6 protein-coding genes are annotated in these 13884 nt (G+C 71.3%); all 6 read left to right on the forward strand.

Annotation, left to right across the window (positions count from 1 at the left end):
* Positions 1-46 precede the first annotated feature (46 nt).
* Complete coding sequence (locus GTZ93_RS26595) at positions 47-5944, forward strand: Ig-like domain-containing alpha-2-macroglobulin family protein (protein ID WP_139922712.1); 5898 nt, start codon at positions 47-49, stop codon at positions 5942-5944.
* Entirely contained in the window at positions 5944-8247 is a 2304-nt protein-coding gene (gene pbpC / locus GTZ93_RS26600; RefSeq protein ID WP_161663128.1) for a penicillin-binding protein 1C, read from the forward strand. The genes GTZ93_RS26595 and pbpC overlap by 1 nt, the downstream gene beginning before the upstream one ends.
* A 506-nt stretch (positions 8248-8753) precedes the next feature.
* Complete coding sequence (locus GTZ93_RS43305) at positions 8754-9602, forward strand: SpoIID/LytB domain-containing protein (protein WP_161663081.1); 849 nt, start codon at positions 8754-8756, stop codon at positions 9600-9602.
* A 209-nt stretch (positions 9603-9811) separates the two neighbouring features.
* Positions 9812-11260 carry an OmpA family protein gene (locus tag GTZ93_RS26610; RefSeq protein ID WP_161663082.1) on the forward strand — a complete coding sequence of 483 codons (1449 nt, stop codon included), beginning with the start codon at positions 9812-9814 and terminating at the stop codon, positions 11258-11260.
* Positions 11261-11550: 290 nt separating this feature from the next.
* Positions 11551-12480 carry a lipoyl synthase gene (gene lipA / locus GTZ93_RS26615; RefSeq protein ID WP_014396538.1) on the forward strand — a complete coding sequence of 310 codons (930 nt, stop codon included), beginning with the start codon at positions 11551-11553 and terminating at the stop codon, positions 12478-12480.
* A 43-nt stretch (positions 12481-12523) separates the two neighbouring features.
* A complete protein-coding gene (locus tag GTZ93_RS26620; protein ID WP_139918492.1) occupies positions 12524-13795 on the forward strand; it encodes a dihydrolipoamide acetyltransferase family protein in 1272 nt (423 codons plus the stop codon).
* Positions 13796-13884: the final 89 nt, after the last annotated feature.

The following is a 13884-nucleotide window of genomic DNA, read 5'->3' on the forward strand; positions in this document are numbered from 1 at the left end:
GGGGGACAGCCACGAGTGCCCGCCCTGGAACTTCGTGAGCCCCATCATGCGCAGACTCTCTCTGCTGGCCCTCTGCCTCGTCGTCGCGACCGCGTGTTCCTGCGGCGACAAGGACTCGAAGGGCGGCCCCCCGGAGACCGGCACCGCGCCGACTCCGTCCTCGAAGTCCCCTGGCCTCGCCGTCGAGCCGTTGCCCGAGCCTCCCGCGCTGAAGATCGACGCGGAGGACGCCGCGTCGCAAGGCCCGCTCTCCATCGCGGCCGCGCGGCCGACGGGCCAGGTCTATGGCAGCGCCCGGCCGACCATCACCTTCACCAAGCCGATGATCGCCCTGGGCTCGGTCGCCGCGGAGCGTGGCCTGGCGGCCCCCGCGACCATCGCCCCCGCGCTGGAAGGTGAGTGGCGCTGGCTGGGCTCCGCGAGCGTGGAGTTCGTGCCGAGCGCTCCCGCGAAGATGGGGACGCAGTACACGGTGACGGTGCCCGCGGGCCTCAAGGCCATGGACGGCACCGCGCTGGCGCAGCCGTACACCTTCCAGTTCGAGACGCAGCGCCCCTCGCTCCAGACCGCGCAGCCGGAGTCGGAGTTCCGCTGGGTGCAGCCGGAGCAGGTCTTCACGCTGACCTTCAACCAGGCCGTGAAGGACCTGGCGCAGCACGCGCGCCTGGAGCCCGCGACCGGCGCGCCCGTGCCGCTCACGCTGGTGAAGACGACGCCGCTCGCGGACGTGAAGGAAGTGCAGGTGGGCAGCGGTCCGGCGCGCAAGTCGCAGGACCGCCGCGTGAAGTACGAGCTGAAGCCCGCGCAGAAGCTGCCCTCGGGGACGCAGTTCACCCTGGTGGTGGACGGTGAGCTGACGGGCACGGATGGCCCGCTGCCCATGGGCGAGGCGGTGCGCTACGCCTACGCCACCTATGGCGCGCTCAAGGTGGAGTCCGCGGGCGCGTGCGTGTTCACCTGGGGCGAGGAGCAGTGCTCCTACGGCCCGCTCATCCTCTTCACGTCGAACGAGCTGGATGTGGCCTCGCTCAAGGGCAAGGTGACGCTGGAGCCGAAGGCGGAGATCGACTGGGAGCGCGTGCAGACGCAGATGCCCTGGGGGGGCTCGGAGCTGAAGAACCCCTACGTGTCGCTGCCCGGCCGCTACCGCCCCGGCACCACGTACAAGATCAAGGTCGCGGAAGGGTACAAGGACCTCTTCGGCCAGACGGGCCCGGCCTTCCAGGGCCAGGTGAAGTTGTCGGACGTGGAGCCGTCCTTCGACTCCGGCTCTCGCGAAGCGCTGGTGGAGGCGTCGGGTGACGGCTCCATCCCGCTGGTGACGACCAACGTTCCGGAGGTGCTGGCGGAGGTGTGGTCGCTGTCCCCCGCCGAGCTCGCGCGGTTCATCGACACCAACGAGTGGCCGTCCTCGGAGCCCTACCGCACGACGGTGGACACGAAGGCCGCGCGCAACCTGGAGCGCACCTCGCCGCTCGACCTGCGCCCGGCGTTCAACGGGGCGAAGACGGGCCTGTTCCTCGCGCGGCTGGATGCGCCGTCGCTCAAGCAGAAGTATCCGCGCCGGGTCATCGGGCAGGTGACGGACCTGGCGGTGCACGCGAAGCTGGGCGCGGCCTCCGGTGTGGTGTGGGTGACGTCGCTGGCGACGGGCGCTCCGGTGCCGGACGCGCAGCTCACGCTCTGGGACAAGCAGGGCACGGAGCACTGGACGGGGACGACGGACGCCAACGGCCTGGCGAAGGTGCCGGGCTTGTCGGAGCTGCTCAAGCCCAAGGACGAGTCCACCTGGAACACGCCCTGGGCCATGGTGTCCGCGGTGAAGGACACGGACATCGGCGTGACGCTGTCCACGTGGGAAGGCGGCATGTCGCCCGGCGCGTTCTCGCTGCAGAGCGCGTGGGAGGGACGCGTCCCGGACAGCCTGGGCTTCGTGTTCGCCGACCGTGGCATCTACCGCCCCGGTGACGACGTGATGCTCAAGGGCGTGGCGCGCTACCGCCGCCTGGGCGTGCTCAAGTCGCCGCCCGCGAACGCGAAGGCGCAGGTGACGGTGACCAGCTCGCGCGGCGAGAAGGTCTTCCAGACGGAGGCCACCGTCACGAAGTACGGCACCTTCCGCGCGGACCTCAAGCTGGGCAAGGACATTCCGCTTGGCTACTACGACGTGGCCGCGAAGCTGAAGGTCGGCGGCGAGACGCTGAACTACGGCGGCACCTTCCGCGTGGAGGAGTACCGCGCGCCGCAGTTCCGCGTGGACGTGGCGGTGCCGAAGAAGGACGTCGCGGCCGGCGAGCCGCTCACCGCCCGCGTGGACGCGCGCTACCTGTTCGGCGGCGCCATGGGCGACGCGCAGGTGCGCTGGAGCGTGCAGCGTGTGAGCTCCTTCTTCACGCCCCCGGGCAATGAAGCCTTCACCTTCGGGGTGAACACCTGGTGGTGGGACGACGATCAGCCGGAGCACAGCAGCGAATCGTTCGGCTCCGGTGACGGCCGCACGGACGCGCAGGGCCAGCTGGCGCTGGCGGTCGGCTCCGCGGACGCGCCCGGTGGCAAGACGTGGGAGTACACGCTGGAGGCGGAGGTGGAGGACGTCAACCGCCAGCGCGTGGCCAACCGCAACCTCATCATCGTGCACCCCGCGGATGTCTACGCGGGCCTGCGCACGCTCTCCACCGGCTTCGCGGAGGCCGGCAAGGAGGTGGCCCTGGAGCTGGTCGCCGTATCGCCCGAGGGCAAGCGCCAGGACGGCGTCGCGGTGGATGTGAACATCAAGCGCCGCGAGTGGAAGTCCATCCGCAAGAAGGGCGATGGCGGCCAGTGGTTCACCGTCACGGAGCCGGTGGAGACGGAAGCGGCGAAGTGCTCGGTGAAGAGCGCGGCGACGCCGCAGCCGTGCAAGTTCACCCCGGCCGAGCCCGGCCTCTACGTGATGGAGGCGGTGGCCACGGACGCGAAGGGCCGCAAGGCGACGACGCGTGACTCGCTCTACGTCACCGGCTCCGGCTGGGTGTCCTGGCAGCGCAACGACACGGACCGCATCGACCTGGTGGCGGACAAGCAGCTGTACGACGTGGGCGACACCGCGAAGATTCTCGTGAAGAGCCCGTACCCGCAGGCGGACGCCATCCTCACGGTGGAGCGCGAGGGCGTGCTCAGCGTGCGCCGCGTGAAGCTCAAGGGCAGCGCCACCGCGCTGGACGTCCCTCTGGGTGAGGGCGCCATCCCCAACGTCTTCGTGGGCGTGGTGCTGGTGCGCGGCCGCGTGGAGGCGGCCAAGGGCATCGAGTCCGGTGATGACCCGGGCCGCCCCGCGGTTCGCGTGGGCTACACGCAGCTGAAGGTGGAGAAGAAGGCCAAGCGCCTGTCGGTGGCGCTGACGCCGGACGCGCCGGAGAAGCGCCCGCGCGACAAGGTGACGGTGGACGTCGCGGTGAAGGACTCGACGGGCAAGGGCACGAAGTCCGAAGTCACGCTCTGGGCCGTGGACGAAGGCGTGCTGCGGTTGACGGGCTACAAGGCCCCGGATCCGCTGGACGCGATGTTCCAGGAGCGCGGCCTGTCGGTGCGCATCGGCGAGCCGCTCATCCACCTGGTGCTGCGCAAGCTGTACGGCGAGAAGGGCTCGCGGCCGGGCGGCTCCGGCGGCTCCGACACGACGGGCTCCGGCATCCGGTCCAACTTCAAGACGACGGCGGTGTTCCAGTCGGTGGAGACGGACGACCAGGGCATGGCGAAGGTGGAGTTCACGCTGCCGGACAACCTGACCACCTTCCGCATCATGGCGGTGGCCGTGACGGACGCGGACCGCTTTGGCGTGGGCGAGAGCAAGGTGCAGGTGGCCAAGCCGCTGTTGGCGCTGCCGGCGCTGCCCCGGCTGGTGCGCGTGGGTGACAAGGCGGAGGCGGGCGTGGTCATCCACACCACCAACCCGGCCATCAAGGAGGTCAAGGTCACCGCGCAACTCACGGGCGTGCGCGTGGAGGGGCCCTCGGAGAAGACGGTGCAGCTGGACGGCAAGGCCCGCGAGGTGCGCTTCACCTTCGTGGCCGAGCAGCCGGGCACCGCGGTGCTGCGCTTCGCCGTCGCCGGTGGCGGTGAGACGGACGCGGTGGAGCAGAAGATCCCCGTGCAGCTGCCCGTGGGCATGGAGGCGGTGGCGGTCTACGGCGATACCACCAGCGAGCGCGTGGAGGGGCTCAAGCCGCCGGGCGGCGTGCGCCCGGGCATGGGCGGCCTCTCGCTGACGATGTCCTCCACGGTGATGGGCGGGTTCGACGAGTCGATGAACCAGCTGGTGGACTACCCCTACGGCTGCCTGGAGCAGATGTCGTCGCGGCTGGTGCCGTTCGTCGCGCTGCGCGAGCTGTCCGGCAAGTTCGGCGTGGCGTGGACCGGTGGTTCGGATGAGCAGAAGCAGGCGTTCGTGCGCGGCTTCCTCAGCGAGGACGCGCTGAAGACGCAGGGCTCGCTGGATCCGGACACGGTGGTGACGGCGACGGTGCGCAAGATCCAGGCGCTCCAGAACCACGACGGCGGCTTCCGCTTCTGGGCCTCCAGTGAGTGCTCCTCGCCGTATGCGTCCGCGTACGCGACGCTGGCGTTGGCGCGCGCGAAGGAGGTGGGCTACCCGGTGGAGGCGGCCGTCCTCGACAAGGCGAAGAAGTACCTGGCGGACAAGGTGGCGGCGGGCGTGTGCACGCAGTGCGCGTACGGCTGCAACGCGCCGGGCCTGGAGACGCGGGTCTTCGCGCTCTACACGCTGTCTCGCATGGGGGCGCCGCGGCCGTCGTACTACAACGAGCTGTTCGAGCAGCGGCAGAAGCTGCCGCTCTTCGCGCAGGCGATGCTGACGGACGCCATCTTCGTGGGGAAGGGCAACCGCGCGCAGGGCCAGAAGCTGCTCCAGGAGCTGCTCAACAAGGCCCAGGAGTCCGCGGCGGGCGTGCACTTCCAGGAGACGGACGCGAAGACGTACGCGCCGCTCTGGTCCTCCGACACGCGCACCACGGCGCTGGTGCTCCAGACGCTGGTGGACGTGCAGCCGGACCACCCGTACGTGTCGAAGATGGGGCGCTACCTGGCGTCCGCGCGCGAGGGTGATGGGCGCTTCCGCAACACGCAGGAGGCGGCCTTCACGCTGATGGCGCTGTCGGAGGTGGTGCGCCGCAAGGAGACGGCCGTGCCGTCCTTCGAGGCGGTGGTGAAGCTGGGCGGGCAGGTGATCGCCTCCGCCGACTTCAAGGGCCGCGACATGGGCGTGAAGACGGTGCAGGTGCCGGTGGAGAAGCTGGGCCCCGCGGACAAGGCGCAGCCGCTCACCTTCGGGGTGAACGGCACGGGCAACCTCTACTACGGGGCGCTGCTGCGCTACGCACCGGCGCAGCTGCCGGTGGACCCCATGGACCGGGGCATCATCGTCCAGCGCTGGTTCGAGCCGTACACGGGCGGCGGCCAGGCGAAGGCGGCGCGCGCGGGCGAGCTGGTGCGCGTGCGGGTGCGCGTGGCCACGCCCATGCGGCGCAACTTCGTGGCGGTGGACGTGCCGCTGCCCGCGGGTCTGGAGCCGGTGGACACGTCGCTGGCCAGCACGGCGCGGCTGCCGGGCCCCGCGGGCTCCGGCCAGGAGGAGGGCCCCGGCGAGGGCTACGAGTACGAGAGCGAGGAGGACCTGTCGGAGACGGACGAGTCCGAGAACGTCTGGGCGACGCGCTTCTGGTCGCCGTTCAACCACACGGAGATGCGGGATGACCGCGTGGTGTTCTTCGCCGACGAGCTGCCCCCCGGCGTGCACGTGGCGACCTTTGTCGCCCGGGCCACGACGCCGGGTGACTTCCTGCTCAAGCCCGCGCACGCGGAGGAGATGTACGCGCCGGAGGTGTTCGGCCGCTCCGAGGGTGGGCGCTTCCCGGTGCTGATGCCGGACGAGGTCGCTTCGAAGTGATGAAGCGCCTCACGCTTCGCGGGACGGTGCGCGCCGTTGCGGTACTGGCGGCGCTCCTGGTGGTGGGCTGCGCGGGCTTCATCGCGTGGCCCCTGCCGGGGACGTTGTTGTCCCGCGAGGCGCTGTCCTCGCTGGTGCTCACCGACCGCACGGGCCACGCCCTGCGCGAGGTGCTCTCCCGCGAGGACGGACGCAGTGTGGGCCTTCCGGAGGGACGCATTCCTCCGAAGGTGCGGCAGGCGTTCATCGCCGCGGAGGATCAACGCTTCACGTGGCATCCGGGCGTGGACGTGGTGGCGGTGGCCCGGGCGGCGCGAGACAACGTGTCCGCCGGGCGCATCGTGTCCGGCGCGTCCACGATTCCGCAGCAGCTGGCGCGCAGGCTGGTGCCCCGGGAGCGCTCGTGGTGGGGCAAGGCCGGCGAGGCGCTGTGGGCGCTGCGGCTGACGGCGCACCTGTCCAAGGAGCAGGTGCTGCTGGAGTACCTGGACCGCGTGCCGCTGGGGAACTCCACGTTCGGCGTGGAGGCGGCGGCGCGGCGGTATTTCGGGCGGCCCGCGGAGCGGCTGTCGGCGGGACAGGCGGCGCTGCTCGCGGGGATGGCTCGGTCGCCCGCGCGGAGGGATCCGTACCGGCGGCCGGAGATGGCCATGGCCGGGATGCGCGATGTGCTGTCGCGCATGGTGGTGGAGGGCTTCCTGACGAAGGAGGAGGCGCGGCTGGCGGAGGAGACGCCGTTGGATCTGGTGCCTCCGGAGCGCGTGTTCGAGGTGCCGCACCTGACGACGGCGCTGCTCCAGCGGCTGCCGGAGCTGGGCCTGGACCGGGCGTCGCGCATCGAGACGACCATCGACCCCGCGCTCCAGGCGGCGGTGGAGAAGGCCATCACGGAGGAGCTGCGGGGCCTGGCGCACCGGCGCGTGGGCGAGGCGGCGGCCATCGTCATCGACAATGCCTCGGGCGAGGTGCTCGCGTACGTGGGGTCCTCGGACTTCCTGGACGAGGAGAAGGGCGGGCAGAACGATGGCGTGCGTTCGCTGCGGCAGCCTGGGTCGGCGCTCAAGCCGTTCGCTTATGGGCTGGCGCTGAGCAAGGGCTTCACACCGTCGAGCGTGCTCGCGGACGTGGAGGTTCACCTGGCGACGCCGGGTGGCGCGTACGTTCCGAAGAACTACGACCGGCGCGCGCACGGCCCGGTGCGGCTGCGGGCGGCGCTGGCGTCCAGCTACAACATCCCGGCTGTGCGGGTGGCGGACGCGCTGGGGCCGGAGCAGGTGCTGCGCGTGCTGCGCGAGGCGGGCTTCCAGAGTCTCAAGGAGAGCGCGTCGCACTACGGCGTGGGCATCGTGCTGGGCAACGGGGACGTGACGCTGCGCGAGCTGGCTCGGGCGTACCGGGGGCTGGCTCGGGGGGGGGTGGTGGGGCCGTTGAGGGAGGTGCGCGTCGCGTTCGGGCCGGATGGCAAGCCGCTGAGGATTCCGCAGGAGTTGGAGGAGCACCGCTTCCTGGCGGCGAGGCCGGTGGAGTTGCTCACGGACGTGCTGGCGGACGAGGCCGCGCGGGCACCGGCCTTCGGTCTGGACAATGCGTTGCGGTTGCCGTTCCGGGTGGCGGCGAAGACGGGGACGAGCCGGGCGCACGTGGACAACTGGGCAGCGGGCTTCACGCGCGAGCGCACGGTGGCGGTCTGGGTGGGCAACTTCGACGGCACGCCGATGCGCGGGGTGTCCGGCATCACGGGCGCGGGCCCGGTGTTCGCGCGGGTGATGGCGCTGGCGATGAGGGGCCTGCGCGCCGCGCCACTGGTGGACCGGAGCCACTTCGAGGCCGCGGAGATCTGCCCGCTGTCCGGCGAGCGCGCGGGCCCGAACTGTCCCGGCGCGATGAAGGAGGTCTACCTGCCGGGCACGGCGCCGCGCCACACGTGCACCATGCACCGTGGCGACGGCTCGCTGGACGTGGGCCCGGCGTATCTCGCGTGGGCACAGGCGGAAGGACTGGCCTCCACGTCCGTGAGCGCCGAGGGAGGGCCGGGAGCGCAGCCCGGCTTCATCCTGCCGGCGAACGGCGATGAGTTCCTGGTGGAACCCGAGCTGCCCGAAAGCGCGCAGGCCGTGCCCGTGCGGGTGATGGCGCCACAGGGGGCGAAGCTGCTGGAGCTGCGCACGGACGACGGCCGCCGCATCGAGCTGCGCCCGCCCTTCGTGACACGACTGCCAGCGGTGGCGGGCGAGCGCCGGTTGGAACTCTGGGCGCCCGGTGGTTCCGAACCGCTGGCGGTGACGCGGTTCCGGGTCCGATGAACGCGGCGGGCGCGGCCGTGCTCATCGCCGCGCTGGTGGCGGGCACGGCGCCTGGCGTCGAGAGTACGGGCGCGTTGGATGCCCCCTCGTCTGGGCGAAGCGCGCTGCGCCCGGTGGCTGATACGCAGGTCCGCTCCACTTCACGGTCCGCGCGGTCGTCGCCAGCAGCCAGATCGCCGACCGATGCGAGCGCGTCCTCCGCGCCTGCTGCCCGTGCGCGCAAGCCCGCAGGCGATACGCAAGTCGGCCCCACTTCACGGCCCGCGCGGTCGTCGCCCGTAGTCAACTCACCGGTCGATGCGAGCGCGTCCTCCTCGCCTGCCGCCCGCGAGCGCAAGCCCACGGCCGATACACAGGTCGACGTTCGCATCCTCTCCAAGCACCGGCCCGCGCGGCTGCGGCTGGACGGTCCGCGCTCGCTGGAGGTCGTTGCCTCGGGAGACACGCTCGTCGTGGACGGCCGCCCCCAGCCTCACGCCCTACGACTCGATGCTGGCCGCTGGCATGTGCGTGGCCGTGGCTTGGACCGGCGCTATGCGGCCGCGCTTTCGCTGGAGGCCAGGGACGGTGAACTGATCGTCGTCGCCACCTTCGCGCTGGAGGCCTACGTCGCCGCCGTCACCGCGAGCGAGACCGAGATCGACACCCCCTTCGAGGCGCTCCGTGCCCAGGCCATCACCGCGCGCAGCTATGTGCTCGCTTCCGGCAAGCGGCACGACGAGGCCCGCGCCTGCGATCTCACCCACTGCCAGGTCCTTCGCGGTGAGGGCTTCGCCCGCCACCTGCGCCGCGCACGCGATGCCGCCCGCTCCACGGAAGGCGTCGTGCTGCGGCTGCCCGGTGGCGCAGTGGCCCTCGCTCCATTCCACGCGAGCTGCGGCGGACATACGGCCGAGCCCGTGGCGGTGTTCGGTGCCCCCGACCTCACCGGTGCCGCCGCCGTGCCCGACCGCTGTCCCGCGTCTCCGTGGCGCGCCGTCGTGCCTCGCGCGTTGGTGACGGCCGCGGCTTCGGTCGCGGTCGGTGTCCCCGCGCAGGCGGAGGATCTGCTGCTGGACAGGGACTCCAGCGGCGCGGTGGTGCGCATCGTGGACCGCGCTTCGGGACGCGATGGCCGCGGCGACGCGTTCTTCCGCGCGCTCGGAGCACGTGCCGGTTGGGATCGGATCCGCAGCGCGCGGTTCTCGATGACGCTTGGCGGTGACCAGGCACTCCTCGAAGGACAGGGCCACGGCCACGGAGTCGGCCTCTGTCAGGCCGGCGCGGCCCTGCTCGCACGGCAGGGCTGGACCGCGGAGCAGTTGCTCGCGCACTACTTCCCGCGCGCCCTTCTGGAGACGCCGCGGGACAAGTGAACGCGAGGGCCGGAATGGCCTCCTGTTCGCAGTCGTCCGCGAAGGTGACGGCCCTCCGGGGGCTCTCCCCTGGCCTCTCTGTGAGGGCTTACCAGCAGCCGTCGTGCTCCGTATCGATTGCACCAGAGCCCTCAGCCCCGCGCGGTCCGGTGGGGAGGTGGCTTCGCGCACCGGCCATCCCGGTGCGGAACCCAACCGGGAGGCATCACATGGCGTTCAATCTGATCGAAGCAGTCGGCTCACAGTTCATGCAGAAGGGATTGCTCCAGAAGATCAGCGGTTCGCTGGGCGAGGATCCGCAGGCCACCACCAAGGCGCTGCCGGGCGCCATCGCCGCCGTGGCCGCGGGCGTCGCGGACCAGGGCGGAAACGAGGCCGGTGCCCACCGCCTGCTGACGAAGCTCAACGAGGGCGGCTACACCGGACCGGACGCGCCCCCTCGCGCCGGGGGCGTAGGCGAGGGGCTCCTCGACGAGGAGGAGAGCGGGAAGGGGATGCTGAGCGGCATCTTCGGCAACAAGCTGGGCGGCATCACCGACGGGCTCACGCGCTTCGGCGGGATGCGCAACGCCGGCTCGGCGACGCGGTTGTTGTCCCTGGCCGCACCCATGCTGATGGGCGTCCTGGGCAAACAGGTGCGTGATCAGCGCATGGGCTCGTCCGGGCTGATGCAGCTGCTCAACGGCCAGCGCAACAACATCGCCGCCGCGCTGCCGGCGGGCCTGGGCGGCATCCTGGGCTTCGGCGGTGCGCGCCACGCGGTCGCGGAGGTCATCGAACCCCACCGCGAGACCGTGACGCAGGTCCGTGAGACGGCGCCCGTGCGCGAGGCTCACACCGTTCGCGAGGCGACGCCGCGGACGACCTACAACCGTCCACCGGAGCGCAAGAAGAGCATCGCCGGCTGGGCCGTTCCGCTGGCCCTGCTCGCCCTGGTCGCGCTCGCGTGGGGCGCCCTGCGTGGACGCAGGCACGAGTCCGCCCGGGCCCCGCAGGTGAGCCGCACCACACCGCCTCCCGCACAGGAGCGCGTCGCGCAGGCCCCCGAGCCCGTGCGGCCCACGCAGCCGCAGCAGCCCGCGACGCCTCCCGCGGAGCCGCCGCATACCGCGCAGCCGACCCCGCCCGCCACGGGTGGTGCCGGCACGCAGACCAATGAGGGCACGGGCGGCTCCGGCGACGTGGAGAAGCAGACCGCGGGCGCGGCGGACACCCAGAAGAAGGAGGAAGCGGGCACCGGCGGTTCGGGCCAGGAGAAGATGCGCGCGAGCGACCCCAACAGCCTGCGTGAGGCCTTCAACGGCCCCAGCGCGGAGCAGGGCTTCGTGCTGGAGGGCGTGGAGTTCAAGACGGGTTCGTCGCAGCTCACCGCCAAGAGCCAGAAGATGGTGGGCGAGCTGGGTGTCGTGATGCAGGAGAAGCCTGACTCGCGCGTGCGCATCAATGGCTTCACGGACTCCACCGGCGACGCGGACGCCAACCGTCAGCTGTCGCAGAGCCGTGCGGAGAGCGTGAGCCGGGCGCTCGTGCGCCGAGGCATCCCGCAGGACCGCATCGAGGTCAGCGGCGAGGGTGACGCCAGTCCCATCGCCCCCAACGACACCCCCGCGGGCCGCGTGCAGAACCGCCGCATCGAGGTGCAGGTCCTCGGTCAGTAGTCCCCCCGGCCACGTGGCCCCGGCGGCGTCCGGTCCTCACTTCGAGGGCCGGGCGCCGCTGTCTTGAGTCACGAGGTCGTGCTCACACCCCGCCCGGCAGGCGGCCGAGGAGGCGCTCCCGCCGCTCGGGTCCCGCTGGAGGATGGGGCTGCCCGCCGCGCATGGCCGCGCCCTGTCCACCGCGTTACACCTCCCGGAAGTTGTCCTCGGGGTTGGCCCGCGCTAACGCGAGGCGTTAGGGCTTCACGCTTGACCCTGCTTTCACCCACCCTCTAGAAGGCCCGCGACCCATGGCGACTCCCGACAGGTTTCCCCTCCCACAGGTCTCTGAAAGCACCCGTAAACCCGAGTGGTTGAAGGTGCGCCTGCCGCATGGCGAGGGCTATGAGCGGGTGAAGGCCATCGTGAAGCGGGTGGGGCTTTCCACGGTGTGCGAGGAAGCCCGCTGCCCGAACATCGCCGAGTGCTGGGGCGGTGGCACCGCCACGGTGATGTTGATGGGCGAGGTGTGCACGCGCGCCTGCCGCTTCTGCCACGTGAAGGTGGGGGCGCCACCGCCGCTGGACCCGATGGAGCCCATCCATCTGGCGCAGGCGGTGCGGGAGATGAACCTGGAGTACATCGTCGTCACGTCGGTGAACCGCGACGACCGCCCGGACGGAGGCGCTGGCCACTTCGCGTCCGCCATCCGGGAGCTGCGCAAGGAGAGCCCGCGCACGCTCGTGGAGGTGCTCATCCCCGACTTCAAGGGGAAGGAAGAGGACCTGGCCACGGTGGCGCAGGCGAAGCCGCACGTGGTGGCGCACAACGTGGAGACGGTGGAGCGGCTGACGCCCACGGTGCGCGACCGCCGCGCGACGTACCGCCAGTCCCTGCGCGTGCTGGAGTACCTCAAGAACCGCCCGGAGAAGGTCTACACCAAGACGTCCGTCATGGTGGGCCTGGGCGAGACGGACGAGGAACTGGAGCGCACGTTCAAGGATCTGCGCGACGTGGGCGTGGACGTGCTCACGCTGGGCCAGTACCTGCAGCCGTCGCAGTACCACCTGCGCGTGGAGCGCTTCGTGACGCCCGCGCAGTTCGAAGCCTACAAGGCGCTGGCGGAGTCCTTCGGATTCCTCTACGTGGCGTCCGGGCCGCTGGTTCGCTCCAGCTACCGCGCCGCCGAATTCTTCATGAAGGGCCTGATGGAGCGCGAGCGCGTCGAGCGACTCGGCTGACCGGACGCACCCCTTCCCCAACCCCAGAGAGACACTCCCGCTCATGGCGACTTTCGAATTCAAGCTCCCGGATCTCGGCGAAGGCGTGACGGAGGGCGAGCTCGTGAAGTGGCACGTCAAGGAGGGCGACCTGGTGAAGGAAGACCAGGTGCTCGCCGAGGTGATGACGGACAAGGCCACCGTCACCGTGCCCACCCCCCACGCCGGCCGCGTCGTGAAGACGCACGGCCGTGAGGGCGACATGGCGAAGGTGCACCAGCTGCTGGTGACGCTGGAGATGGAGGGCGGCGCCCCCGCGGCGCAGGCCCATGGCGCCCCGGCGTCCCACGGCGCTCCCTCGGCTCCGGCTTCGAGCCCCGCACAGGCGGCGGCGCCCGCGGCCCCGGCTTCCGCCACGAAGGTGCTGGCCACGCCCGTCACGCGCCGCATGGCGCGCGAGCACGGCCTGGACCTGGCGGAGATCTCCGGCTCTGGCCCGCAGGGCCGCGTGACGAAGGCGGACGTGGTGGCGGCGCTGGAGGGTGGCACCGGCGCGCCGAAGAAGAACGAGGTCGCGGCTCCCGCGCCCCAGGCCGCGCGCCCGGCGGCGCCGCTGTCCGCGGGCAAGGGCGACGAGCGCGTCGCGCTGCGCGGCCTGCGCAAGAAGATCGCCGAGAAGATGGTGCGCTCGAAGTTCACGATGCCGCACTTCGCGTTCGTGGAGGAGGTGGACGCCACGGACCTGGTCGCGCTGCGCACGCGGCTCAACAGCCAGCTGGCGGCGGCCGGTGACGGCACGAAGCTGACCTACCTGCCGTTCATCGTGAAGGCGACCATCGCCGCGATGAAGAAGTTCCCGCACCTCAACGCGAACTTCGACGAGGCGACGCAGGAGCTGGTGGTGCGCGGCGAGTACAACATCGGCATCGCGGTGGCCACTCCGGACGGCCTCACGGTGGCGGTGGTGCGCAACGCGGACCAGCTCACGCTGGGCGAGCTGGCGAAGGAGATCACCCGCCTGAGCGTCGCGGCGCGCGACCGCAAGCTGAAGATGGAGGAGCTGACGGGCGGCACCTTCACCATCACGTCGCTGGGGCAGAGCGGCGGCCTGTTCGCCACGCCCATCCTGAACCACCCGGAGGTGGGCATCCTGGGCGTTCACAAGCTGAAGAAGCGCCCGGCGGTGAAGAACGACCAGGTCGTGGTCCGGGACATGATGAACCTGTCGCTGTCCTGCGACCACCGCGTCATCGACGGCGATGTCGCGGCGAGCTTCGTGTACGAGATCATCAAGTACCTGGAAGCGCCGGACCTGCTGTTCCTCGCGATGGCGTGAGGACACGCGTCGTGGGGCACTCCCGACCGCTCCTGCTCCGGGGGGCGGCCGGGAAGCGGGGGACCTCCGGAACAGCAACGTTGAAGGCG

The organism is Corallococcus exiguus (genome assembly GCF_009909105.1).
GTDB classification, from domain to species: Bacteria; Myxococcota; Myxococcia; order Myxococcales; family Myxococcaceae; genus Corallococcus; species Corallococcus exiguus.

Excerpts from the sequence above, each read along its gene's own strand:
- GTZ93_RS26595 (WP_139922712.1), top strand. The coding sequence starts at position 47 with ATGCGCAGACTCTCTCTGCTGGCCCTCTGCCTCGTCGTCGCGACCGCG.
- pbpC (WP_161663128.1), top strand. The coding sequence starts at position 5,944 with ATGAAGCGCCTCACGCTTCGCGGGACGGTGCGCGCCGTTGCGGTACTG.
- GTZ93_RS26610 (WP_161663082.1), top strand. The coding sequence starts at position 9,812 with ATGGCGTTCAATCTGATCGAAGCAGTCGGCTCACAGTTCATGCAGAAG.
- lipA (WP_014396538.1), top strand. The coding sequence starts at position 11,551 with ATGGCGACTCCCGACAGGTTTCCCCTCCCACAGGTCTCTGAAAGCACC.
- GTZ93_RS26620 (WP_139918492.1), top strand. The coding sequence starts at position 12,524 with ATGGCGACTTTCGAATTCAAGCTCCCGGATCTCGGCGAAGGCGTGACG.